Annotated in this window: 20 protein-coding genes, 2 tRNA genes and 1 pseudogene; 19 read left to right on the top strand and 4 right to left on the bottom strand. The window is 49.6% G+C overall.

What is annotated here, in order from left to right; translation table 11 throughout:
• A pseudogene (locus tag ACY2VT_RS12420) lies at positions 1 to 133 on the bottom strand (IS110 family transposase); the annotation flags it as partial.
• Between the two features lie 346 nt (positions 134 to 479).
• On the opposite strand from ACY2VT_RS12420, the gene ACY2VT_RS12415 reads away from it, so the two are divergent.
• The 3 genes from ACY2VT_RS12415 to ACY2VT_RS12405 all read left to right on the top strand — a co-directional run bounded on the left by ACY2VT_RS12415 (position 480) and on the right by ACY2VT_RS12405 (position 2,268).
• Positions 480 to 1,247 (top strand): ABC transporter substrate-binding protein, encoded by a 768-nt coding sequence (locus ACY2VT_RS12415; RefSeq protein WP_461880102.1) that lies wholly within the window; start codon positions 480 to 482, stop codon positions 1,245 to 1,247.
• Positions 1,240 to 1,776, top strand: coding sequence for a hypothetical protein (locus ACY2VT_RS12410; protein WP_461880101.1), 537 nt, complete (start codon positions 1,240 to 1,242; stop codon positions 1,774 to 1,776). The genes ACY2VT_RS12415 and ACY2VT_RS12410 overlap by 8 nt, the downstream gene beginning before the upstream one ends.
• 69 nt (positions 1,777 to 1,845) lie before the next feature.
• Positions 1,846 to 2,268: a hypothetical protein gene (locus tag ACY2VT_RS12405; protein ID WP_461880100.1), complete on the top strand. Its 423-nt coding sequence runs from the start codon at positions 1,846 to 1,848 to the stop codon at positions 2,266 to 2,268.
• A gap of 254 nt (positions 2,269 to 2,522) precedes the next feature.
• Here the strand turns inward: ACY2VT_RS12405 and ACY2VT_RS12400 are convergent, their stop codons facing one another.
• Complete coding sequence (locus ACY2VT_RS12400) at positions 2,523 to 3,773, bottom strand: nucleotidyltransferase family protein (RefSeq protein ID WP_461880099.1); 1,251 nt, start codon at positions 3,771 to 3,773, stop codon at positions 2,523 to 2,525.
• A 215-nt stretch (positions 3,774 to 3,988) separates the two neighbouring features.
• On the opposite strand from ACY2VT_RS12400, the gene pta reads away from it, so the two are divergent.
• From pta to ilvA, 11 genes are all read left to right on the top strand, one after another.
• Positions 3,989 to 4,984 carry a phosphate acetyltransferase gene (gene pta / locus ACY2VT_RS12395; RefSeq protein WP_461880098.1) on the top strand — a complete coding sequence of 332 codons (996 nt, stop codon included), beginning with the start codon at positions 3,989 to 3,991 and terminating at the stop codon, positions 4,982 to 4,984.
• A gap of 100 nt (positions 4,985 to 5,084) precedes the next feature.
• Positions 5,085 to 6,281 (top strand): acetate kinase, encoded by a 1,197-nt coding sequence (locus ACY2VT_RS12390; RefSeq protein WP_022462727.1) that lies wholly within the window; start codon positions 5,085 to 5,087, stop codon positions 6,279 to 6,281.
• A gap of 74 nt (positions 6,282 to 6,355) precedes the next feature.
• Positions 6,356 to 6,883, top strand: coding sequence for a YceD family protein (locus ACY2VT_RS12385; RefSeq protein ID WP_055267341.1), 528 nt, complete (start codon positions 6,356 to 6,358; stop codon positions 6,881 to 6,883).
• A 2-nt stretch (positions 6,884 to 6,885) separates the two neighbouring features.
• Entirely contained in the window at positions 6,886 to 7,065 is a 180-nt protein-coding gene (rpmF, locus tag ACY2VT_RS12380) for a 50S ribosomal protein L32 (protein WP_022462729.1), read from the top strand.
• A 209-nt stretch (positions 7,066 to 7,274) separates the two neighbouring features.
• Complete coding sequence (locus tag ACY2VT_RS12375; RefSeq protein WP_242998459.1) at positions 7,275 to 8,057, top strand: hypothetical protein; 783 nt, start codon at positions 7,275 to 7,277, stop codon at positions 8,055 to 8,057.
• A gap of 264 nt (positions 8,058 to 8,321) precedes the next feature.
• On the top strand, positions 8,322 to 9,362 hold the full coding sequence (plsX, locus tag ACY2VT_RS12370; RefSeq protein WP_461869442.1) for a phosphate acyltransferase PlsX: 1,041 nt from the start codon (positions 8,322 to 8,324) through the stop codon (positions 9,360 to 9,362).
• Entirely contained in the window at positions 9,352 to 9,585 is a 234-nt protein-coding gene (acpP, locus tag ACY2VT_RS12365) for an acyl carrier protein (protein WP_461880097.1), read from the top strand. The genes plsX and acpP overlap by 11 nt, the downstream gene beginning before the upstream one ends.
• A 105-nt stretch (positions 9,586 to 9,690) precedes the next feature.
• Complete coding sequence (gene rnc / locus ACY2VT_RS12360; RefSeq protein WP_055218876.1) at positions 9,691 to 10,383, top strand: ribonuclease III; 693 nt, start codon at positions 9,691 to 9,693, stop codon at positions 10,381 to 10,383.
• Between the two features lie 7 nt (positions 10,384 to 10,390).
• The gene (gene smc / locus ACY2VT_RS12355; protein WP_461880096.1) at positions 10,391 to 13,951 is read left to right on the top strand and encodes a chromosome segregation protein SMC; all 3,561 of its coding nucleotides are present in this window, start codon (positions 10,391 to 10,393) and stop codon (positions 13,949 to 13,951) included.
• Positions 13,952 to 14,011: 60 nt separating this feature from the next.
• Entirely contained in the window at positions 14,012 to 14,953 is a 942-nt protein-coding gene (ftsY, locus tag ACY2VT_RS12350; RefSeq protein ID WP_461874642.1) for a signal recognition particle-docking protein FtsY, read from the top strand.
• 36 nt (positions 14,954 to 14,989) lie between these two features.
• A complete protein-coding gene (gene ilvA / locus ACY2VT_RS12345) occupies positions 14,990 to 16,201 on the top strand; it encodes a threonine ammonia-lyase (protein WP_055219017.1) in 1,212 nt (403 codons plus the stop codon).
• A gap of 204 nt (positions 16,202 to 16,405) precedes the next feature.
• Here ilvA and ACY2VT_RS12340 read toward each other — a convergent pair.
• Positions 16,406 to 16,490: transfer RNA gene (locus tag ACY2VT_RS12340), tRNA-Leu, on the bottom strand.
• A 25-nt stretch (positions 16,491 to 16,515) separates the two neighbouring features.
• A tRNA-Leu gene (locus ACY2VT_RS12335) sits at positions 16,516 to 16,600 on the bottom strand.
• Positions 16,601 to 16,803: 203 nt separating this feature from the next.
• On the opposite strand from ACY2VT_RS12335, the gene ACY2VT_RS12330 reads away from it, so the two are divergent.
• The 5 genes from ACY2VT_RS12330 (at position 16,804) to ACY2VT_RS12310 (ending at position 23,347) form a co-directional block, all read left to right on the top strand.
• Positions 16,804 to 17,811 carry a deoxyguanosinetriphosphate triphosphohydrolase gene (locus tag ACY2VT_RS12330; RefSeq protein ID WP_461878292.1) on the top strand — a complete coding sequence of 336 codons (1,008 nt, stop codon included), beginning with the start codon at positions 16,804 to 16,806 and terminating at the stop codon, positions 17,809 to 17,811.
• Between the two features lie 16 nt (positions 17,812 to 17,827).
• Complete coding sequence (dnaG, locus tag ACY2VT_RS12325) at positions 17,828 to 19,606, top strand: DNA primase (RefSeq protein WP_461880095.1); 1,779 nt, start codon at positions 17,828 to 17,830, stop codon at positions 19,604 to 19,606.
• A 105-nt stretch (positions 19,607 to 19,711) separates the two neighbouring features.
• Positions 19,712 to 20,854, top strand: a complete 1,143-nt coding sequence (gene rpoD, locus ACY2VT_RS12320; RefSeq protein WP_055218884.1) for an RNA polymerase sigma factor RpoD — start codon at positions 19,712 to 19,714, stop codon at positions 20,852 to 20,854.
• Positions 20,855 to 20,876: 22 nt separating this feature from the next.
• Positions 20,877 to 21,575 (top strand): tRNA (adenine(22)-N(1))-methyltransferase, encoded by a 699-nt coding sequence (locus tag ACY2VT_RS12315; protein ID WP_461880094.1) that lies wholly within the window; start codon positions 20,877 to 20,879, stop codon positions 21,573 to 21,575.
• Positions 21,576 to 21,691: 116 nt separating this feature from the next.
• Positions 21,692 to 23,347 (top strand): nucleoside kinase, encoded by a 1,656-nt coding sequence (locus tag ACY2VT_RS12310; protein WP_461880093.1) that lies wholly within the window; start codon positions 21,692 to 21,694, stop codon positions 23,345 to 23,347.
• Positions 23,348 to 23,525: the final 178 nt, after the last annotated feature.

Here is a 23,525-nt window from a genome sequence, read left to right as displayed (position 1 = left end):
TAGAAAAGGAAGAAAAGCGAGCCTGCTTATACTCTGTACGATTATTGGAATCCGTGATACCGATACAGGCATAAATCCATGTTTTGTGGACATCAAGTCCACAGCAGTTAAATTTAAAAATTTTAAAAGACAAGTAACTATCTCCTGATAGAATAAGGATAAAACGGACAGTGACTGGTCATCCGGCGAGATCGAGTCGACTTCGGAAGAGATAAGTTTCCGGGCTACAGTTATGCGCCACTCATTGATGCCTTAACGGATGACCGACAACATATAAATATGCGAGGTTGCCGCTATACAGCCCCGCCACTCACCTCCACGTGTTCTGTAGTGTGTCAGTCTTATGGAACCATCATATCAGAAGGGAACAAAAATAGAAAGTGAAGGTAACCAACACGTTTCATGGCGCATTGGTGGCTTTCGCAGAAAGACGGGAAATAAATATGAAAATCAAAAAAGTACAAAGTGTATGTTTTATTTTGGCATGTATAGCAGCAACAGGACTGACAGGATGTGGGAACACAGATGGAACATCAAAGAAACACGAAGCAATTACCTTTATGGCTCCATATCTGGATGTGGACAGCTTTATAGAAGAAGTGCATAAAACCTATCCGGAGATTGAACTGGAAGTAGTTCCGTACAGCGGAGCAAATACAACGGTGTATCTGAACACAATACTGGAGGAAAATGATCTGCCGGATATCTGTACACTTTCCCTTTATGATCCGGAACTGCAGGATCTCAGTGACAGAATGCTTGACCTTTCGGGTTATGCTTTCACAGATAATTATGTAGAATCCCGTTTAAAAGAGGTATCCGATGATGGGGCAATCTATATGCTTCCGTCTGCGTATAACTGTTTTGGTATCACCTATAATAAGACGTTATTGGAAAAACATGGCTGGACACTGCCACAGTCTTTCCGGGAACTTGAGCAGCTTGCGAAGGAAGCAGAGAAAGCCGGGGTTCAGTTATGCCTGCCTCAGATCCAGTATCCGGGATATGGTTTCCAGTATTTATGCAATATTGCAGATACCGGATTTTTAAGCTCGCTGGATGGAAGACAGTGGCGGAAGGATTATCTGTCGGGGAAAGCAAATGTCAGTGACACGGAAGGCATGATGGACAGCATGGAATATATCAGGAAATGGAAAGAACTTGGTATGCTTGAAGGCAGTAACAGCGATCCGATCGATGATGCAGTGACAGATTCGATTGCCAGAAAGGAGAAAACAAATGAATAAAGAAATGACCGTAAATGGGAAAAGCTATACAATAATTAAATTGCTGGGAAAAGGTAAAGGTGGATATTCTTATTTGGCAGAGTCCGGAAATAACAGCTATGTTTTAAAGCAGATACATCATGAACCTTGTGATTATTATCAGTTCGGAAACAAACTTGAGGCAGAAATCAGGGATTACAAGAAATTGAAAGAAATCGGAATAAAGATGCCTGCCATGCTTGAAACAGATGTAAAAAATGAACGTATTTTGAAGGAGTTTATTGATGGTGACACGATTTATCAGTTGATTTTAGAAGACAAGATGAAAACTGATTATATCGGGCAATTGCATAGAATGTGTGCGCTGTTATATGCTACCAATACAAATATTGATTATTTTCCAACGAACTTTGTTGTACATAACGAAGAAATATATTATGTTGATTTCGAGTGTAACGATTACATGGAAGAATGGAATTTTGAAAACTGGGGTGTAAAATACTGGTCAAAGACACCGGAATTCCTGCAGTATGTGAAAGAACATTCATGATATAAGTATGATTTTGTTGGTATACTTTATGGCACAGTTTTCAGTTTGAAGGGGAAGAAGGAGAAGAATATGACAGGGCAGAAAACGAACAGGACAGACGAACAGTTGGAGCAGGAGCTGCGCAAGAGCAAGGGCGGCAAGCTGAGTGGAAAAATTCTCTCGTTGCTTGGAGTGGTGATTGCTGTGGCAGGTATCATCCTGGGTGGCAACCTTGTGCTGATTGTCATCGGTGGCGTGATCCTCGGCCTTGGGCAGATGGTACAGGGCAAGACCAAAGAGCAGAGTGACCGGCAGACCTTCGATGCCATTGCTCCGGACATCGTGGGAACCGTCTTTGAAAACGTACAGATGAACCCCGATCCTCCCCTGTTAGACGCAAACGACACCAACATTCCCCTGCCCAACCACACCTGTTGCAGCGGCAGTGGGTATATCCGCGGAACATATCGCGGCCTGACTACGGAGCTGTGTACCGTCCGGCTGACGGTTTAGGGGAACAGCTTAAAAGGATTGAGAGTGAAAAGCTTTACTTTCCAGAGCTTTCCCATGCGTAAAGACCAGAAAATAACGGAAAAAAGGCAGCACGGCAGAACCGCACTGCCTTTTTTCCGTTATTTTCTGGTCTTGCTATAGAAGGGAGCAGTTCAGCGTGACGACTCAAACGTAAACGGTGAAAGCTGATAAAAAGGTACTCAGTTTTCGCCGTTTACGATATAAGCAGAAGCTGATGCTGAAAAAAGCTGGTTCTATAACAGAACCAGCTTTTTTGTGTATTCATGGACGAACGGGGTCCCTGTTTTGTGAGAACGGACAGTCTCGTAAAAAAGAGAGGCCTGTATATCACTCTCAAAGGCGGCAAGTGCATCGCCGGTAAGAAGACGCGGGGCGTCGGCTGCCTTGGTAATGAGCGGCAGAGAAGAACGTCTTCTAATCTCTTTTAACAATGCACCGGCACTTTTTTGGAAACCGAGAACACGGTTATAGCCGGCCGGGTACAATGTTTTCTGGTTCAGAAGCAGATGCATCAGGGCGCGGCTGATGCGGGTATACGTCATTTCCTTTGTTTTAAGCTGCATGGCGAATTCTGAAAATGAGGAACATGCATAACGCAGGCGGAGGATACGGTTGGCGAGGTCCGGCGAAAGATCAAGATAAGAGGAAAGGGATTCCTTCGTTTCTGTGAGGAGCCGCGCGGCGAGGAGCAGGCTGAAATCATCGCTGGAAAGCAGGCCGTGTGCGGTGACGGCGTCCTGGAAAGCGGGATAGACTGATTCCGGCATGCAGGAGGCGAGCGCGGACAGTTCCGGATCCTTATGCGGATTGGAAAAAAGAAGATTCCGCATTGCTGTAGCAGAAGGGAGTGCCTGGGTGGAAAGCGCTCCTTCGTGGTAACCGCTGCCCTCCCGGCGGATCGTTACCGGCCGGATGCGGCTTTGTGACAGCAGAAGTGCCTGGACATATTCAATGCCTAAAATATTGTTTGGTTCTTTTAAAAAGGTATCAAGTTCTTCTTTTGAAAGCGAAGAGAAGGAAGCACTGTCAGAAAAATAAGCGGAAAGTGCCTGTGCGCGCGCTGTCGGGAACGAAAGCCCGTTCCGGAGCAGACCGGAGAGCAGTTCGCGGTATTCCTCCGGTTCGCGGAGCAGAACATCAGCGAGCTCCAGAAACGGCGCGGTGTTGCCGTATTCGCTGCCAAAGCAGAGATAGTCTACACAGCCAAGCGCAGTAAGAAGTGATACCGCCCCGCGTGCAAAATGCTGCGCACTGCCGAGCGCAAAGTGACACGGAAGCTGCAGCACAAGGTCCGCGCCGCCAAGAAGTGCCAGCTCCGCACGGTCGTGCTGATCGAGAACGGCAGGTGCGCCGCGCTGGACGAAATCGCCGCTCATAATCACGACAAGATAGTCCGCCCCGGTCAGCTCCCTGGCTTTTGCCAGCTGATAAGCATGGCCGTTATGAAAAGGATTATATTCTGCAATGACTGCGGTAATAGTCATAAAACGTACCTTCTTTCGAAAAAAATAGCACGATTCCAAACAGAGAGGAACCGCGGATCACATAGCCCTATCGTAACAAAAACAGAAAAGGAATGCAAGAATCCATCCGTTTTGGATTTTTTGTCCAGTTGTTTTGAATTTTATACTTGCGCGAGGACAAAAAGCGTACTACAATGAGAATATCGAGTAAATTTATCGAAAGGAGTCAAAAGATCATGGGATTTATTGACACAATTAAAGCAAGAGCAAAAGCAGACAAGAAAACAATTGTACTGCCGGAGTCAGAAGACAGAAGAACATATGAGGCTGCTGCACAGATCCTGAAAGAGGACCTTGCAAATCTGATCATCATCGGAAGCGAAGAGGCAGTAAAGAAAGGCAGCGAGGGACTGGATATCTCCAAAGCTACTATTGTAGATCCAGAGAAAAACGAGAAAACACAGGCTTATGTTGATAAGCTGGTAGAGCTTCGTGCAAAGAAAGGCATGACTCCGGAGAAAGCAAGAGAGACCATCCTGAATGACTATACATATTATGGCGTTATGATGGTTAAAATGGGAGATGCAGACGGACTTGTTTCCGGTGCCTGCCATTCTACCGCAAACACCTTACGTCCATGCCTGCAGATCTTAAAGACAAAACCGGGCACAAAACTCGTATCCGCATTCTTCCTGATGGTAGTTCCGGACTGCGAGTACGGCGATGACGGTGTATTCGTATTCGGTGACTGCGGTCTGAATCAGAACCCGAATCCGGAAGAGCTGGCTGCAATCGCAGAGTCTTCCGCAGAGTCCTACCGCATGCTGACAGGAAACGAGCCAAGAGTTGCTATGCTTTCCCACTCCTCCAAAGGAAGTGCAAAACATGCTGATGTAGACAAAGTTGTTGAGGCTACCAGAATTGCAAAAGAAGCAAACCCGGATCTCGCTCTCGACGGCGAGCTGCAGCTTGATGCCGCTATCGTTCCAAGCGTAGGCGCATCCAAAGCTCCGGACAGCAAAGTAGCAGGAAAAGCAAACGTTCTGATCTTCCCGGATCTGGATGCCGGAAATATCGGATACAAACTGGTACAGAGACTGGCAAAAGCAGAAGCATACGGCCCGATGACTCAGGGTATCGCAGCTCCAGTCAACGATCTGTCCCGCGGATGCTCCGCAGAGGATATCGTTGGTGTTGTAGCAATCACTGCTGTACAGTGCCAGGCACAGTAAGCACGAAAAAATCAATTACAAGCGGTTTTCTGGCCGGCTGCGGAGAACACAGGCCGGCCAGAAGTTTTAAAAAGAATTTTTGAAATAGGAGAATTTAGAAATGAACGTATTAGTAGTAAACTGCGGAAGTTCCTCTCTGAAATTCCAGCTGATCAATTACGACAACCGTGACGTCCTGGCAAAAGGACTCTGTGAGAGAATCGGTATCGACGGACGCCTCGTTTATGAGCCAAAGAACGGCGAAAAAGAGGTAACAGAAGCAGCAATGCCGACACACGTAGAGGCAATCCAGATGGTTCTGGACGCTCTGGTAAACGAGAAGAGCGGCGTCATCAAGAGCCTGGAAGAAGTAGATGCCATCGGACACCGCGTTCTGCACGGCGGAATGAAGATCACAAACTCTGTTATCATCGATGACGAAGTAATCAAAGTTATCGAGGAGTGCGCTGACCTTGGTCCTCTGCACAACCCGGCAAACCTGATGGGAATCAATGCCTGCATGAAACTGATGCCGGGCGTTCCGAACGTAGCAGTATTCGATACCGCATTCCATCAGACCATGCCTCCGAAAGCATATATGTACGGTATTCCGAAAGAGTACTATGAAAAATATGCAATCCGTAAATACGGCTTCCACGGAACTTCTCATAAATTCGTATCCAAGAGAACCGCAGAGTTCCTTGGCAAAGACTATAACGATCTGAAGATCATCGTATGCCATATGGGAAATGGTGCCTCTCTTTCCGCTGTAAAGAACGGCAAATGTGTAGATACATCCATGGGTCTTACCCCGCTCGAAGGTGTGATCATGGGAACCCGTTCCGGAGATATCGATCCGGCCTTTGTTGAGTATCTGTGCAACAAAGAGAACCTGACCGTATCCGAGGTTCTGAACATTCTGAACAAGAAATCCGGTATGCTCGGCATGACCGGCATCTCCAGCGATTACCGTGATGTATCTGCAGCAGCAGAGGCAGGCAATCAGGATGCCATCAACTGTCTGGAAGCATATGCTTACCGCATCATCAAATACATCGGTTCCTACATCGCAGCTATGGGCGGCGTAGATGTGATCACCTTCACCGCAGGCCTTGGCGAGAACGCTATTCCGCTTCGTGAGACCATCTGCAAAGCATTTGAGTTCATGGGTCTGGAATTCGATTCTGAGGCAAATAACTGCCGCGGCGTTGAGAAGATCATCACTAAAGAAGGCTCCAAGATTACCGCATGCGTGATCCCGACTAACGAGGAAATCGCAATCTGCGAGGAGACCGTAGAGTTAGTAAAAGGAAAATAAAAAATAATTCAAAAAGCAGTTGACAATTCTTACCTTCCCGGGTATAATTGGTAAAGTGTGATTAGGAGAACAATATGAAAATCAGTCTGACCAAGTTATTTGCGCAGGACGGAAAGTCCGAAAAGTATGAAATTCCGCTTACATCCGAAACTTTTTCGATCGGCGGGCAGGACTATCGGGTAATCGAAAAACATCCTGTTATCCTTGGCCTTACGCATGAAGGCAATCGTGTGATCACGATCACCGGTAGCGCAGACCTTACAATGGAGATTCCATGTGCAAGATGCCTGACACCGGTAGCGACTCCATTCCAGCTCGAGTTCGATCTGCAGATTGATCTGAATCTGTCAGAGGAAGAACGCGAGGAAAAAGAAGAGGACTCTTCGTTTGTGGAGGGAGACGAGCTCGATGTGGAAGAGCTGGTTCGTAATGAGCTCATAGTCCAATGGCCGATTCGAGTGCTGTGTAAAGATGACTGTAAAGGAATCTGCAGCCGTTGTGGTGCGAATCTGAATATTCAGACCTGTGATTGTGATACCACAGGGCTAGACCCCCGAATGGCTGCAATCAAAGATATATTCAGCAAATTTAAGGAGGTGTAACTATGTCCATTTGTCCTAAGAATAAATCTTCCAAAGCAAGACGCGATAAGAGAAGAGCAAACTGGAAAATGTCTGCTCCGAACCTTGTAAAATGCAGCAAATGTGGTGCTCTTATGATGCCGCACAGAGTTTGCAAAGCTTGTGGTTCTTACAACAAAAAAGAAGTCGTTGCAATGGACTAATATCCATCAGTCGGAATTGATCCGCTGGATCGATTCCGATTTGCAATGCAACGAAGAGGCTCCCGGTATCCGGGAGCTTTTTTGCGTTTCCGTAGGCCGCATATAAAAGATTTGACGCGATGCATTGGGATGTGCTATAATGGTCTCGTTGAAAAATGAAATAATATTGCAACATTTTCGTAACAATTATAAAAAGGAGTGCAAAGCATATGAAGAATAGACGAGTAATGTTTCTGGCAGCATGCATGTGCAGTGTAGTATTCCTCTCAGGATGTTCCACAGACAGTCTGATGGATAAAATGATGGGAACCACGACGACGGTTTCGTCTTCGGCCAGTGTAGATATTTCAAAAGAGGACAGCGATGCTGTTCATGTGGATGCCAGTCTGGAAAAGCCGGCTTTTACAGTGAATCCGGTGGAGAGTCTGGAAATAGAGTCTGGAAGTACCAATGGAAAGCTGACCTGTGAAGCAACGGTTTCCAGCGGCGGCACGGTGACGTATCAGTGGTATAAAAACAACGTCAATTCCAATGGAGGCGGAACTCTGATCGAGGGTGCGACAGACACAACGTATGTGCCGGATACTACAACAGAGGGAACAGATTATTACTATGTTGTAGCAACAAATACGGTTGATAAAACCGTTTCGATGGCGACAAGTACCGTTGCACAGGTAACTGTCGTTCCGGCTGGACAGTGGATTCAGGATGATACAGGGTGGTGGTACAAAAACAATGACGGCAGTTATCCGACATCCGCATGGAAAAATATCGGCGGATTCTGGTATGCATTCGATGGGAACGGCTATATGCGGACCGGCTGGTTTCAAGACGGAGACTCTTGGTATTATCTGGCGGATGACGGCAAGATGCAGACCGGCTGGATTACGGTAGATGGAAAAGAGTATTATCTAGAAGACAGCGGCCAAATGGCACATGACACAACCGTAGACGGGAAAGAACTTGGCTCTGATGGTGCAAAAGTTTCTTAAAAAGAAGATTTTGAAAAGAATTTTCAAGGATATCTGAAAAGAAAAAAAGGAGTGGATGGATTCTGCAAGAAAGCGGGGTTCTTCCGCTCCTGTTTGTTCTGCAGGAGAAAACAGCGGAGGGCATTTATGCTTGATTTTTGCAAAGGAGTTTAGTATAGTTAATACAGCACTTGCATAAGTGCTTTTAGAGCGTGGTTGAAAACGGTTTTTTGAAAGAAAAAGAGTTTTCAAACGCGCTTTAGAAAAGAGAAAAGAGGAAAAAACATGAGTGACTTAGTCAGAGTTGCAGTGGACGCGATGGGCGGCGATTATGCGCCTGTGGAGCCGGTAAGAGGCGCCGTTGAGGCCGTAAACGCAGATGAACGCGTCAAAGTCCAGCTGGTCGGCCAGGTGGATGTCATCGAAAAAGAACTGCAGAAATATATGTACCCGAAGGAGCGGGTTGAGATCGTTCCGGCAACCGAGATCATTGAGACGGGAGAGCCGCCGGTCAATGCGATCCGCCACAAAAAAGATTCTTCGATCGTTGTCGGCATGAAGAAAGTGCGCTACGGAGAGGCAGACGCGTTTGTCTCATCAGGGAGCACCGGCGCAGTCCTGGTCGGCGGACAGACGATCGTAGGACGCATTAAGGGCGTAGAGCGCCCGCCGCTGGCTCCGCTGATCCCAACGAAAGACGGTGTATCCCTTCTGATCGACTGCGGTGCGAATGTTGATGCAAGACCGTCCCATCTGGTGCAGTTTGCCATGATGGGTTCCATCTATATGGAACACGTTGTCGGCATTAAAAATCCGCGGGTGGGAATCGTGAATATCGGTGTGGAAGAAGAAAAAGGAAACGCGCTCGTCAAAGAGACGTATCCGCTTCTGAAAGAAAACCCGTATATCAACTTTGTGGGCAGTATCGAAGCAAGAGAAATTCCAAACGGAGCCGCAGATGTTGTTGTCTGTGAGGCGTTTGTCGGAAATGTTATCTTAAAGCTGTATGAGGGCGTCGGCGCGACCCTGATTTCCAAGGTAAAACAGGGCATGATGACATCTCTGCGCAGCAAAATCGGAGCCCTTCTTGTGAAACCGGCGCTGAAAGAGACACTGAAGTCTTTTGATGCCAGTGAGTACGGCGGAGCGCCGCTGCTTGGCTTAAAGGGACTCGTTGTAAAGACGCACGGAAGCTCAAAAGCCAACGAGTTTAAAAATTCCATTCTCCAGTGCATTTCGTTCAGCGAGGAGAAGATTCCGCAGAAAGTGCAGGAGCATCTGGCAGACTATAAGAGCAGCAGGGAGGCAGCGAAAGATGGAGTTTGAAAAATTACAGGAGATCATTGCGGATGTATTAAACGTAGATCCGAATGAAGTAACCATGGAGACAACCTTTGCAGATGATCTGGGAGCGGATTCCCTGGATGTATTTCAGATTGTGATGGGAATTGAAGAAGAATTTGATATCCGGATCGAAGCAGAAGAAGCAGAGCACATTGTATCGGTTGAGGATGCGGTGGAAGCGATCAAAAAGAAACTGGCAGAATAATAGAAAATGGCGAAGGGGCTGTTTGCTACAGGACAGCCCCTTTGTTACCGTCTGCAGAGTCTCTGCAAACGGTAACCATGAGGAAGGAAAGGCTTAAAACAGGTTATGAATAATATTGATAAACTCGTGGATTTGGAAAAGAAAATCCAGTATAAATTTCAGGATTTCGGATTGCTGGAGATGGCGATGCGCCATTCTTCCTACGCAAACGAGCACCACATGGAGCGCCTGGAGTGCAACGAGCGTCTGGAGTTTTTGGGAGATGCCGTGCTGGAAGTTGTATCCAGCGAATTTTTATACAAGACATTCCCGCGTCTTCCGGAGGGCGAGATGACGAAAAAACGCGCCAGCCTCGTCTGCGAACCGGCACTGGCATTCTGTGCCCGTGAGATTGACCTTGGCAGCTTTCTGCTCCTTGGAAAGGGCGAGGAGGCCACCGGCGGCCGTCACCGCGATTCGATCGTTTCGGATGCCATGGAGGCGACGATCGGTGCGATTTTCCTGGACGGCGGCTTTGAACCGGCAAAAACGTTCGTTCTGAACTATATCTTAAACGATATCGAACACAAACAGCTTTTCTACGACAGCAAAACGATTCTGCAGGAGCTGATCCAGGGTGAGACGGATGAAGAGATTGTCTACACCATCTTAAAAGAAGAGGGACCGGATCACGACAAGAGCTTCTGGGCACAGGTCAGCGTCGGAAAGAAAGCGCTCGGCACCGGAAAGGGCAGAACGAAAAAAGCGGCAGAACAGGCAGCGGCATACGATGCAATTCTTGCCAGAAAAAAAGCGTAGGTGAATTATGTATCTCAAATCCATTGAAATGCAGGGATTTAAGTCGTTTGCCAACAAAACCATTCTGCAGTTCCACGACGGTATTACCGGTGTTGTAGGACCGAACGGCAGTGGAAAGAGCAATGTTGGCGATGCGGTGCGCTGGGTGCTCGGCGAACAGAGCGCCAAGCAGCTCCGCGGCGGAAATATGCAGGATGTTATTTTCTCCGGAACTGAGACGAGAAAGCCGCTCGGCTACGCGTCGGTTGCGATTACCCTTGACAATTCCGACCACAAGCTGAACGTCGATTTTGAGGAAGTCACGGTGACGAGACGGCTTTACCGTTCCGGCGAGAGTGAGTATCTGATGAACGGCGCATCGTGCCGGTTAAAGGACATCAACGAGCTGTTCTACGATACCGGTATCGGAAAAGAGGGCTATTCCATCATCGGACAGGGTCAGATCGATAAGATCTTAAGCGGTAAGCCGGAAGAGCGCCGGGAGCTGTTTGACGAGGCGGCAGGAATTGTCAAATTCAAGAGAAGAAAGGCCGTGACCGAAAAGAAGCTGGCGGAAGAGCAGCGGAATCTGGTGCGCGTCAACGACATTCTCTCGGAACTGACAAGGCAGTTAGAGCCGCTGGAACGCCAGTCTGAGACGGCAAAGATTTATTTAAAGAAGAAAGAGGAATTAAAGATCCTTGATATTAATATGTTTCTGCTCGAGATGGAGCGCATCCGGAACGATCTCGCGAAAGTAGAAGACCGGTACCGGATTGCAGAAGAGCAGTTAAAGAGCACGAAAGAGGCTTTTGAGCATACGAAGCAGGAGTATGAAAAGCTGGAACAGGAGCAGGAAAAACTGGACCAGACGATTCTTTCTGCGCGCGATCAGGCGGGTGAGAATGCACTGAAACGCCAGCAGCTCGAAAACCAGATCGAGGTGTTGAACGAGCAGATTCATGCATCGGAGAGGAACAGCGACACATTAAGAGAACGTCTGGAGACGATCCGCGCGGAGAGCCGCACAAAGACGGCAGAAAAAAATACATATCAGGCAGAAAAGGACGGGCTTCATGAAGCACTTCTTGCGTCAGAGACGGAAAAGAGTGAGAAAGAGGCCGCTCTCTCGGAATGTCAGGAGCAGATCCAGGCAGTCGAGCTGCAGAGTGAACAGGATAAAAGCGAAGTCATCGGCCTTCTGAACCAGCGGGGTTCCACGAAGGGAAAAATGCAGCGCTACGATGCGATGCTCGAACAGATCGGCATCCGAAAGGCAGAATTAAGCCAGAGGGTGCTGCATTTAAAGACGAGCGAGTCCGAACAGAACGGGCAGATGGAAGAACTGCAGAACGCGTTTGAAGCGCTCGAAGAGACGGTAAGCAGCCTGAAACAGCAGTACCAGGAGGCAGATCAGAAGATTACCGCGCTGACGGTGGATCTCTCGAACCAGACGAAAGAGATGGAAGCCGGCCAGACCAATTACCACAGAGAAGCGTCAAGGCTCGAATCCTTAAAGAACATCACCGAGCGGTACGACGGCTATGGAAACAGTATTCGGAAGGTCATGGAGCAGAAAGAGCGGAATCCCGGCATTCACGGCGTTGTGGCGGATCTTCTGCAGGCAGAGAAAAAGTACGAGACGGCAATCGAGACGGCACTTGGCGGCAGCATTCAGAATATCGTCACCGACAATGAGGCGACGGCGAAATACCTGATTGAATATTTGAAACGGGGCCATTTCGGCCGTGCGACGTTCCTTCCGCTCACCAGTATGCGCGGGAAAAAAGCGCAGGTAAATGAAGAGGCGGCAAGAGAAACCGGCGTACTCGGCGTGGCAAATGCACTTGTTTCGTATGATCCGGTGTATGAGGGTCTTGTGGCACAGCTTCTTGGAAGAACGCTGGTGGTCGACACGATCGACCATGCCATTGTGATCCAGCGGAAATACCGTCAGACGCTCCGCATGGTAACCCTCGAGGGCGAGCTCTTGAGCCCGGGCGGTTCCATGACAGGAGGTTCGTTCCGGAACAACAGCAACCTGCTCGGAAGACGGCGTGAGATCGAGGAGCTCGAAAAGAGCGTACAGGGTCTTGCGAAGGAACTGCGGGAAATCCAGCAGGAACTTGAAGAGAAGAAAAATAAACGGAATGAAATCCGCGATCTCCGCACCGAGCTGAATGAAAAACTGCAGCGGCAGTACATCGAACAGAATACGGTGCGCCTGAATCTGGAAAAAGCGCGCGAGAAAAAGACGGAAATCCGTCTGGATTTTGAGACGCTGCAGAAAGAGAGCCTTGAAATTGAAAATCAGATCGCCGAGATTGAGCGGAACAGAAAAGTCATCGGTCAGGAAATGCAGGAATCGGTGGAGCGGGAAAGCACGCTGCAGGAGAACATCCAAAAGGCGCAGGAGGCGCTTACAGGGCTTCGCCGCCGGGAAGCAGAGTACACGAAGGATCTTGAAGAAATCCGGTTAAATTACGCAAATCTGTCCCAGAAGGATGGATTCCTTGCCCAGAACATCCGCCGTCTTGAGGAAGAGACGGGAAAACTGGAAGCGGAAAGCCGCACCATGCTGGAAAAAGCGGCGGAGGAAAAAGACGACGTCAAAAAGAAACAGCAGGACATCGTGGAGATCCAGAAGACGATTGTAGCGGCAGTGCACGCAAAAGAAGAGGAAGACCGCCGGATTGTGGAACTGCAGGAGAAAAAAGAAGCATTAAGCGCAGATCACAAAGAATTTTTCGAGAAGCGGGATCAGCTCTCCGACCAGATTTCCCTGATGGACAGAGAGTGCTTCCGTCTGAACAGCCAGAAAGAAAAGCTGGAGGAGACAAAAGAGGCACAGACCTCGTATCTCTGGGAAGAGTACGAAGTGACACCGGGCCACGCAAGAGAGTTCCAGATGGAGGAGATTCCGGAGCGCAGTGAATTAAAGCGGCGTGTGCTGGAAGTAAAAGATGCGATCCGGAAACTTGGCTCTGTCAATGTGAATGCGATTGAGGAGTACAAAGAGATTTCGGAGCGTCACGCATTTCTTGATGCACAGCACACCGATCTTGTCAAAGCGGCGGAAACACTGCAGGGCATCATCGATGAGCTGGATGCCGGTATGCGCAAGCAGTTCACGGAAAAATTCGAGGAGATCCGGAAAGAGTTTGACCGCGTGTTCCGCCAGCTGTTCGGTGGCGGAAAGGGAACGCTGGAGCTCGAGGAGGACACGGATGTGCTCGAGGCAGGTATCCGCATCATCTCCCAGCCGCCGGGAAAGAAACTGCAGAATATGATGCAGCTCTCCGGAGGCGAGAAAGCGCTGACCGCGATTGCACTGCTTTTTGCAATTCAGAACTTGAAGCCGTCCCCCTTCTGTCTGCTCGACGAGATCGAGGCGGCGCTCGACGATTCCAACGTAACGCGTTTTGCGCAGTATCTGCACAAGCTGACAAAAAATACCCAGTTCATTGTCATTACCCACAGGCGCGGTACGATGACGGCGGCAGACCGTCTGTATGGCATCACGATGCAGGAGAAGGGTGTTTCTGCCCTTGTTTCTGTCGATTTGATCGAGGGAGAACTGGACAAATAGAAACGAATAAGATACAATACGAAAGAAGTAAGATAGAAAAGATAAAGGGAGGCGAACGGTATGGCGGAGGAGAAAGTAGGCTTTTTCAAACGTCTTGTCAACGGCCTGACGAAGACCCGAGACAGCATTGTAGCTGGAATTGATTCTATTTTCAGCGGCTATTCCAACATTGATGACGATTTCTATGAGGAGATCGAGGAGATTCTCGTCATGGGAGATATCGGCATCAATACAACGACCAAAATTATTGACCACTTAAAAGAGCGGGTGGCAGAAGAGCACATTACCGATCCGGCAGAGTGCAAACGGCTTCTGATCGAGAGCATCAAAAAACAGATGGATGTAGGCGATACAGCCTATGAATTTGAAAACCGGAAATCGGTAGTGCTGGTGATCGGTGTCAATGGAGTCGGAAAAACGACCTCCGTCGGAAAACTGGCCGGCCTTCTGAAGGATCAGGGAAAAAAGGTTGTTCTTGCGGCAGCAGATACGTTCCGTGCAGCGGCAGGCGAGCAGCTCACCGAGTGGGCGCACCGTGCCGGCGTGGATATCATCGGCGGACAGAACGGAGCAGATCCGGCGTCCATCGTGTACGATGCAGTCGCAGCGGCAAAAGCCAGAAATGCGGACGTGCTGATCTGTGATACGGCAGGAAGACTTCACAACAAGAAGAATCTGATGGAAGAGCTCCACAAGATTTACCGGATTCTGGAGAAAGAGTACCCGGAGGCATACTTGGAAACGCTGGTGGTGCTGGATGGTACCACGGGCCAGAATGCGCTGCAGCAGGCAAGACAGTTTGCAGAAGTGGCGAATGTCACAGGCATCATTCTGACGAAGCTGGACGGAACTGCAAAGGGCGGTATCGCCGTTGCCATCCAGTCCGAGCTTGATATTCCGGTCAAATACATCGGCGTGGGCGAGAGCATCCACGATCTGCAGAAATTTGATGCAGACCAGTTTGTAAATGCACTGTTCCATACATCCGAAGAGAATGCTTAAAAAAGACAACAAGGAGAAAAGACTATGGCAGAAGAAATGCTGACACTCCCGAAATTTGAGGAAGCGTCTGAAATCGTAAAAAAAGTAACACAGGAGACCAAACTGGTTTACAGCAAATATTTCAGCGAGCAGACGGGAAACAAAGTCTACTTAAAACCGGAAAATATGCAATTGACCGGCGCCTATAAGCTGCGCGGTGCCTATTACAAAATCAGCACCTTAAGCGAAGAAGAGCGCGCAAAAGGACTGATTACCGCATCGGCAGGAAATCATGCACAGGGCGTTGCGTATGCGGCAAAATGCTACGGTGCAAAGGCTGTCATCGTAATGCCGACTACCACACCGCTCATCAAAGTAGAGCGTACCCAGAGCTACGGCGCTGAGGTTGTTCTGTACGGAGATGTGTACGATGAGGCATGTGCAAAAGCATACGAGCTTGCGGCAGAGCATGGCTATACCTTTATTCACCCGTTCGATGATCTGACCGTTGCAACCGGCCAGGGAACCATCGCCATGGAAGTAATTCAGGAGCTTCCGCTCGTAGATTATATCCTTGTTCCGATCGGAGGAGGCGGACTGGCTACCGGTGTTTCCACACTGGCAAAACTGCTGAAACCAAACATCAAAGTCATCGGTGTTGAGCCGTCCGGAGCAGCCTGTATGAAGGCTTCCTTTGAAAAAGGCGAGGTAACAACCGTATCTCCAGTCAGCACAATTGCAGACGGTACTGCAGTACAGACACCGGGATCCAAGATTTTCCCGTATGTAAGACAGAACCTGGACGAGATCATTACCGTGGATGATGATGAGCTGATCGTAGCATTCCTTGATATGGTAGAAAACCACAAGATGATCGTCGAGAACTCCGGTCTTCTGACCGTGGCTGCGTTAAAACATCTGGATGTCAAAGGCAAAAAGATCGTTTCGATCTTAAGCGGCGGAAATATGGACGTTATCACCATGTCTTCCGTCATCCAGAACGGACTGATCCAGAGAGACCGTATCTTTACTGTATCCGTTCTTCTGCCGGATAAACCAGGCGAGCTGGTACGCGTTTCCCAGGTGATTGCAAACGAGAACGGAAACGTCATCAAACTGGACCACAACCAGTTCTTCACCACGAACAGAAGCGCTGCAGTAGAGCTCCGCATCACAATGGAGGCATTCGGCACCGATCACAAGAACCGTATCGTCAAAGCGCTGGAAGAGGCTGGCTATACACCGAAGATTGTAAGACCGAACCTGTAAAAACAGAAATTGCAGAGAAAATTCTGAAAAAAAGAAAAATAAAAAAATCAGAGGGATCCGGAAAGGAATTTCCTCTGATTTTTTTGAAAGAAAGATAGTTTAGAAAATAAAAAAGAAGAGCAGCAGAAATTTTTATCTGGATTTTGTCTGGTCTGATTCTTTTTGAACAGGAAAAAACCCCTGCATACACAAGGGTTTTCGTTCTGCGGAAGATGGGACTTGAACCCACACGATCGCAATGACCACCAGATCCTTAGTCTGGCCTGTCTGCCAATTCCAGCACTTCCGCACGTTATGTAGTTCTTTAAATTTCATGCGGAAGATGGGACTTGAACCCACACGATCGCAATGACCACCAGATCCTTAGTCTGGCCTGTCTGCCAATTCCAGCACTTCCGCATGTTCTTTAAGTTTTTGTCATCTCGCTGACGACAAGATGTATTATAGCACCAGAGTTGTAAGTCGTCAACACTTTTTTTGAAAAAATTTGAAAAATTTGAAAAATAAAAAAGGAAATCGGAATCAGGCACCGAATATAGGAAATAGGAGGACAATGAAAAGAACTGTTACAGGCATATTACCGGGAAAGAGGTGGTCTTCGTTTGAACTTGAGAGAATCGTTTGAAGAACGGGAATTTCAGGAGCTGAGTCCTTATGCGGCGCACAGCCGGAATTCCAGAGGAAGGGACCGATATGAACCGGAGTGTGACATCCGCACCGTCTACCAGAGAGACCGGGACCGGATTCTCCACTCCAAAGCCTTTCGCAGGATGAAAGACAAAACACAGGTGTTTCTCGCTGCGCAGGGAGATCATTACCGGACCCGCCTGACGCACACGCTTGAGGTGTCCCAGATTGCCCGCACGATTGCGCGGGCGCTGAATCTGAATGAGGATCTGACCGAAGCCATTGCGCTCGGCCACGATCTCGGGCACACGCCGTTCGGCCATTCCGGGGAAGCGGCGCTCAATGCGGTGCATCCCGGGGGCTTCCGCCACGCGGAACAGAGTGTCCGTGTCGTGGAGGTTCTGGAAAAGGAAGGACAGGGTCTGAACCTGACCTGGGAAGTGCGGGATGGGATTCTGAACCACCGCACGGCGGGAAGACCGTCGACCCTGGAGGGACAGGTTGTGCGTCTCTGCGACAAGATCGCCTACATCCACCACGATATGGACGATGCCATCCGTGCCGGCATTTTAAGCGAGGATGACATCCCGATTACGATCCGCGTCGTTCTTGGCGATACGTGCCGCGAGCGGCTCAATACGCTGATCCACGATATTGTGGAGCAGAGCCGCGGAACGGAGTATGTGCGCCAGTCGGCGGAGATTGCCGAGGGCATGCGCATGCTGCGGGAGTTGATGTTCGCGAACGTCTATCGTAACCCGGAGGCGAAAAAAGAGGAAGAGAAGGCAAAGAAGATGCTGATTTCCCTCTACACCTACTACCAGGAGCATCCGGAGCAGATGTCCCGCGAGTACCGGAATCTGATCGGGTGCGGCGAGGACAAGACACAGGTGGTATGCGATTACATTGCCGGTATGACCGATCAGTATTCCATGCACAAATACGAGGAGCTGTTCGTGCCGAAAGCCTGGGCGGTTTATTAGATACAGGGAGGAAAAAATGCGATATTCCGATGATTTAGTGGAAGAAATTCGTATGAAAAATGACATCGTAGATGTGATATCCGGCTACGTAAAGCTGACAAGAAGAGGAAGCTCTTACTTCGGGCTCTGCCCGTTCCACAATGAGAAGTCCCCTTCCTTTTCCGTCAGCCCCGGAAAGCAGATGTATTACTGCTTCGGATGCGGAGCCGGAGGAAATGTTTTCACATTTTTGATGGAATACGAAAACTTCACGTTTGTGGAAGCCTTGAAATTTCTGGCTGACCGGGCCGGGGTGGAGCTTCCGCAGATGGAGTATTCGAAAGAAGCAAAGGAGCAGGCGGATTTAAAGAACACGCTGCTGGAGATCAACAAGCAGGCGGCGAAATTCTATTATTACCAGCTCCACACCGAGCGCGGAAAGCAGGGCTACGATTACTTGAAGGGCCGCGGCCTTTCGGATGATACGATCCGGAAATTCGGCCTTGGCTACTCCGATAAGTACGGAAGCCTGCTGTACCGTTTCTTAAAAGAAAAAGGGTATGACGATGAAACCCTTCGTCAGTCGGGCCTGTTTCTGGCGGACGAGGTGCACGGCATGCAGGACAAGTTCTGGAACCGTGTCATCTATCCGATCATGGATGCCAACAGCCGCGTGATCGGCTTCGGAGGCCGTGTGATGGGGGATGGAAAGCCGAAATACCTAAACTCGCCGGAGACAAAGATCTTCGACAAAAGCCGCAACCTCTATGGGCTGAACCTGGCGCGCTCTTCGCGGAGAAAAAATCTGATCATCTGCGAGGGCTATATGGATGTCATCTCCATGCACCAGGCGGGCTTCAACAACGCGGTGGCATCTCTTGGAACGGCGCTCACCTCGCTGCAGGCGGGGCTCATGAAGCGTTACACCGACGAGGTCCTTGTAATCTACGACAGTGACGAGGCGGGTGTCAAAGCAGCACTCCGTGCGATCCCGATGCTGAAAGGCGTCGGTCTTACCACGCGTGTCGTCAATTTAAGGCCGTATAAGGACCCCGATGAGTTTATCCAGCACGAAGGCTGTGAGGCGTTCGAAAAACGGCTGGAGGAGGCGGAAAACAGCGTTCTGTACGAGATCCGTATGAAGGAGCGTGACTTTGACCTTGCCGATCCGCAGGGCAAATCTGATTTTCTTCATGAAGCGGTGCGCCGCCTTGTAGCAATTGAGGATGAGATCGAGCGGAACAGCTATCTTGAGGCTGTGGCGGGAAAGTACGGCATTGCCGTCGAGGTACTGCGCAAGCAGGTCGGCCAGATGGCACTCTCGGGAGCCGGAAGGACGGAGAGCGTAAAGCCGCGGAATACAGCCACAAACAAAAAAGAAAAAGAGGGCGGCGTCGAAAAAGCACAGAAGCTGATGCTGACGTGGATGACCTCTTATCCGGCGCTCATTGGAAAGCTGGAAAAATATATTACGCCGGCGGATTTTACCACCCCTCTCTACCACCAGATTGCAGAGATGATTGTGCTGCAGTACCACGAGGGTGGCGTAAATCCGGCAAAGCTTTTGAATCAGTTTGTTGATTCCGAGGAGCAGAAAGAAGTTGCGGGCCTTTTTAATGCCAGAATCCCGCTGGAGACAGAGGAGGAAAAACGGCGCGCGCTGCACGATGTGATCTGCAATATGAAAGAGAACAGTATTGCATATCAGTCGGCGCATATGAATGTGACCGATATGGCGGTGTTGCAGAAATTGATGGCAGATAAAAAGAGCCTGGAGCGGTGGAAAGCAGGGGAACTTCCGGAATTCACTTTTTAAGCAAAACTGGATACCAAAGAAAAACCCTGGAATCTTCTGTTCTGCGTGTTTAATTTCGCAGGGCAGGGACAGAATATATACAAGCTATGGAAGGATGGACAGTCAATGGAGTTCGATAAAGCAAAATTTATGGAAAAATTAAAAGAGCTGGTAGCATACGGCAAGAAGAAAAAGAGCGTCCTGGAATATCAGGAAATCAACGACTTTTTCCGCGATATGCCGCTGGATGCGGAGCAGATGGAGAAGGTATTTGAGTACCTGGAGGCAAGCGGTATCGACGTACTGCGTCTCTCCGATATGACCGAGGATCCAAATGCGGCAGACCGCGATCTTCTCCTTCTGGACGACGATGACATCGACCTTTCCGAGGAAGAAGAGATCGATATGGAAAACATCGACCTTTCCGTTCCGGAAGGCGTCAGCATTGAGGACCCGGTCCGCATGTACTTAAAAGAGATCGGTAAAGTGCCGCTTCTTTCCGCAGAGGAAGAGATCAAGCTGGCACAGAGAATGGAAGAGGGCGATGAGGACGCGAAAAAACGTCTGGCAGAGGCCAACCTTCGTCTCGTTGTTTCCATTGCAAAACGTTATGTCGGCCGCGGCATGCTGTTCCTGGATCTGATTCAGGAAGGTAACTTAGGCCTGATCAAAGCGGTTGAAAAATTCGATTACCGCAAGGGATACAAATTCTCCACCTATGCAACCTGGTGGATCCGCCAGGCGATCACAAGAGCGATTGCAGACCAGGCGAGAACGATCCGTATTCCGGTTCATATGGTAGAGACCATCAACAAGCTGATCCGCGTTTCCCGTCAGTTACTGCAGGAGTTAGGCCGCGAACCTACTCCGGAAGAGATCGCAGAGGAGATGCACATGTCCGTAGAGCGTGTCCGTGAGATCCTGAAAATTTCTCAGGAGCCGGTTTCCCTCGAGACACCAATCGGTGAGGAAGAGGACAGCCACCTCGGCGATTTCATCCAGGACGACAATGTGCCGGTACCGGCAGATGCGGCAGCATTTACGATGCTGAAAGAGCAGCTTGAGGATGTGTTAAGCACGCTGACCGACCGTGAGCAGAAGGTTCTGCGTCTCCGTTTCGGACTTGATGACGGCCGTGCGAGAACCCTCGAAGAGGTTGGTAAAGAGTTCAACGTTACAAGAGAGCGTATCCGCCAGATCGAGGCAAAAGCGCTTCGAAAGCTCCGCCATCCGAGCCGTTCCAGAAAACTGAAAGATTATCTGGACTAAGTTTTCGGTCAGGAGAAAAGACATGCAGTTATCAAAAAGACTTTCCGCGGTAGCGGAATTTGTCACCCCGGGCGGCTGCCTGGTCGATGTGGGAACGGATCACGGCTATGTGCCGATTGCGCTGCTGGAACAGAAGAAGATTTCCTCCGCAATCGCCATGGATGTGAACCGCGGACCGTTAGAGCGGGCCAGGGAGCATATCGCGCAGTATAATATGGGGGACTACATAGAAACACGGCTTTCCGATGGCCTTTATGCCCTGCAGGCGGGGGAGGGGGATTCTCTCCTCATCGCGGGCATGGGCGGCGGGCTCACCGTAAGGATTTTAAGTGAGGGTGAGCCGCTGCTGTCCGGCTTTGGTGAGTTAATTCTGGAGCCGCAGTCAGATATCGACCGCGTGCGCGCATGGCTGCTGGAGCACGGATTTTACCTTGCACAGGAGAATTTCGTGGAGGAGGATGGAAAATACTATCCGATTCTGCGGGCAGTGCCGGGAGAAAGAGAAGAACTGAAGGCAGAAGAGCTTTTCTATGGGCCGCGCCTTCTGGAAAACCAGAATCCGGTGCTTCTGGAATATTTGCGAAAGCAGCAGAAGCAGAATGGGATGCTGATCGAACAGCTCTCCGGCAATCCGGGCGAGAAGGCGGTGCAGCGTCTGGGTGAATTGAAAGAGAAAGAAGAGATCTTGGAACGTGCACTGGCACGGTTCCATACGATATAACGACAGTGTTTTATTAGGGGGCGTGTCTGAAAATTTCAAGGTTTTGTGATTTTCGGGCGCGCCTTTGTTTTCACTTCTGAATTGTCAGAAAGTTTCGTGAAAAGGAGGAATTACAATTGATTCGGGTAACAATTGATGGAAAAGAATATGAATATCCGGAAAACTGCTCTTATTACGAGATTGCGAAGGATTTTGAGAAAGATATGGATGCGCCGATTGTCCTGGTGAAGGTGGACGGACGGCTGAGGGAGCTACACAAGCAACTCAAGAAAGACTGTGAACTGGAATTTGTGACGACAAAAGATGAGATTGGACACAAGACGTATCAGAGAAGCCTCTCCCTGCTGCTGGTGAAAGCGGTGTACCATGTGGGCGGCTACGATAAGATCCGCCATGTGATGCTGCATTTCTCGGCGGGATCGGGATTTTTCTATACGGTCGACGGCGATATCACACTGGATCAGGCATTCCTCGATGAAGTGAAGGCTTATATGAAGGATCAGGTGGAAAAGGCGGTGCCGATTTACAAACGGAGCGTGGATACGCACGAGGCACGTGAGCGGTTCCGGCTGCACGGCATGACGGATAAGGACCGCCTGTTCCGCTACCGTCGTGTTTCCCGGGTGAATCTGTACAGTCTCGGGGATTTTGAAGATTATTACTATGGATTTATGACGTACGATACGAGTTATCTGAAGTATTTTGATCTCTATCTGTACGATGATGGTTTCGTGCTGCAGATGCCGGAGAAGAAGGCTCCGGAGACGGTGCCGGCGTCGAATCTCTCGCCGAAGGTATTCCAGGTACAGCGGGAATCGGAGCGATGGGGCGAGCAGATGGGAATTTCGACGGTTGCGGATCTGAATGAGCGCATCACAAAGGGAAATATCCAGCAGATGATGCTGATTGCGGAGGCGCTGCAGGAGCAGAAGATTGCGAAGATTGCGGAGCAGATTGCGGAGAAAAAGACGGTGAAGTTTGTGCTGATCGCGGGTCCATCCTCTTCCGGCAAGACGACGTTCTGCAACCGGCTTTCGATCCAGCTCTCGGCGCATGGGCTGACGCCGCATCCGATCAGTCTCGACAATTACTATGTGAACCGGGTGGATACGCCGCGGGATGAGAATGGGGAGTATGATTTTGAGTGCCTGGAGGCACTGGATATTGATCTGCTGAACCAGGATATGACGAAGCTTCTGAATGGAGAGCGTGTGGAGCTGCCGTATTTTAATTTTAAGACGGGCAAGCGCGAGTACAAGGGGAATTTTATCCAGATGAAGGAGACGGATGTGCTGGTGCTGGAGGGCATCCACGGGCTGAATGAGAAGCTGACGTGGTCGCTTCCGGCGGAGAGCAAGTTCCGGATTTATATCAGTGCGCTGACGCAGATTAATGTGGATGAGCACAACCGGATTCCGACGACGGACGGGCGTCTGATCCGGCGGATGGTGCGCGACAGCCGGACGCGGGCAACGTCGGCGAAGGAGACGATTGCGATGTGGCCGTCGGTGCGCCGCGGCGAGGACCGGAATATTTTTCCGAACCAGGAGAAGGCGGATGTGATGTTTAATTCGGCACTGGTGTATGAGCTTTCGGTTCTGAAGCTGTATGCGGAGCCTCTGCTGTTCCAGATTGAGGAGGGGGAGCCGGAGTACCAGGAGGCGAAGCGGCTGCTGAAGTTCCTGGATTATTTTGTCGGGGTGCCGATTGAGGATATTCCGAAGAATTCGATCCTCAGGGAGTTTGTGGGGGGAAGCTGTTTTGATGTGTAACTCTCGCGGAGCGTGTTTCTCAACACGACAAACGCATGAACAGAGATTTCGCTTTTAGAAAATAATATCCCCGTTTTGCCGAGAGCGCATCCAGCAGAATGGGGAATTCCCTTATTGAAAGAAAAATCACTGTTTTTTCTGGATAAACAACCAAAAAGGACACCTTTTATTGTATAAT

Source organism: Fusicatenibacter sp. (assembly GCF_050872605.1).
In the GTDB taxonomy this organism is placed as follows: domain Bacteria; phylum Bacillota; class Clostridia; order Lachnospirales; family Lachnospiraceae; genus Fusicatenibacter.
Note: the sequence above shows the minus strand (reverse complement) of the source record. Positions and strands in the feature narration are given on the sequence as shown.

Excerpts from the sequence above, each read along its gene's own strand:
- ACY2VT_RS12410 (WP_461880101.1), top strand. The coding sequence starts at position 1,240 with ATGAATAAAGAAATGACCGTAAATGGGAAAAGCTATACAATAATTAAA.
- ACY2VT_RS12390 (WP_022462727.1), top strand. The coding sequence starts at position 5,085 with ATGAACGTATTAGTAGTAAACTGCGGAAGTTCCTCTCTGAAATTCCAG.
- ftsY (WP_461874642.1), top strand. The coding sequence starts at position 14,012 with ATGGCGGAGGAGAAAGTAGGCTTTTTCAAACGTCTTGTCAACGGCCTG.
- smc (WP_461880096.1), top strand. The coding sequence starts at position 10,391 with ATGTATCTCAAATCCATTGAAATGCAGGGATTTAAGTCGTTTGCCAAC.
- pta (WP_461880098.1), top strand. The coding sequence starts at position 3,989 with ATGGGATTTATTGACACAATTAAAGCAAGAGCAAAAGCAGACAAGAAA.
- ilvA (WP_055219017.1), top strand. The coding sequence starts at position 14,990 with ATGCTGACACTCCCGAAATTTGAGGAAGCGTCTGAAATCGTAAAAAAA.
- ACY2VT_RS12400 (WP_461880099.1), bottom strand. The coding sequence starts at position 3,773 with ATGACTATTACCGCAGTCATTGCAGAATATAATCCTTTTCATAACGGC.
- rpmF (WP_022462729.1), top strand. The coding sequence starts at position 6,886 with ATGTCCATTTGTCCTAAGAATAAATCTTCCAAAGCAAGACGCGATAAG.
- dnaG (WP_461880095.1), top strand. The coding sequence starts at position 17,828 with ATGCGATATTCCGATGATTTAGTGGAAGAAATTCGTATGAAAAATGAC.
- ACY2VT_RS12315 (WP_461880094.1), top strand. The coding sequence starts at position 20,877 with ATGCAGTTATCAAAAAGACTTTCCGCGGTAGCGGAATTTGTCACCCCG.
- ACY2VT_RS12375 (WP_242998459.1), top strand. The coding sequence starts at position 7,275 with ATGAAGAATAGACGAGTAATGTTTCTGGCAGCATGCATGTGCAGTGTA.
- ACY2VT_RS12405 (WP_461880100.1), top strand. The coding sequence starts at position 1,846 with ATGACAGGGCAGAAAACGAACAGGACAGACGAACAGTTGGAGCAGGAG.
- rnc (WP_055218876.1), top strand. The coding sequence starts at position 9,691 with ATGAATAATATTGATAAACTCGTGGATTTGGAAAAGAAAATCCAGTAT.
- ACY2VT_RS12385 (WP_055267341.1), top strand. The coding sequence starts at position 6,356 with ATGAAAATCAGTCTGACCAAGTTATTTGCGCAGGACGGAAAGTCCGAA.
- plsX (WP_461869442.1), top strand. The coding sequence starts at position 8,322 with ATGAGTGACTTAGTCAGAGTTGCAGTGGACGCGATGGGCGGCGATTAT.
- acpP (WP_461880097.1), top strand. The coding sequence starts at position 9,352 with ATGGAGTTTGAAAAATTACAGGAGATCATTGCGGATGTATTAAACGTA.
- rpoD (WP_055218884.1), top strand. The coding sequence starts at position 19,712 with ATGGAGTTCGATAAAGCAAAATTTATGGAAAAATTAAAAGAGCTGGTA.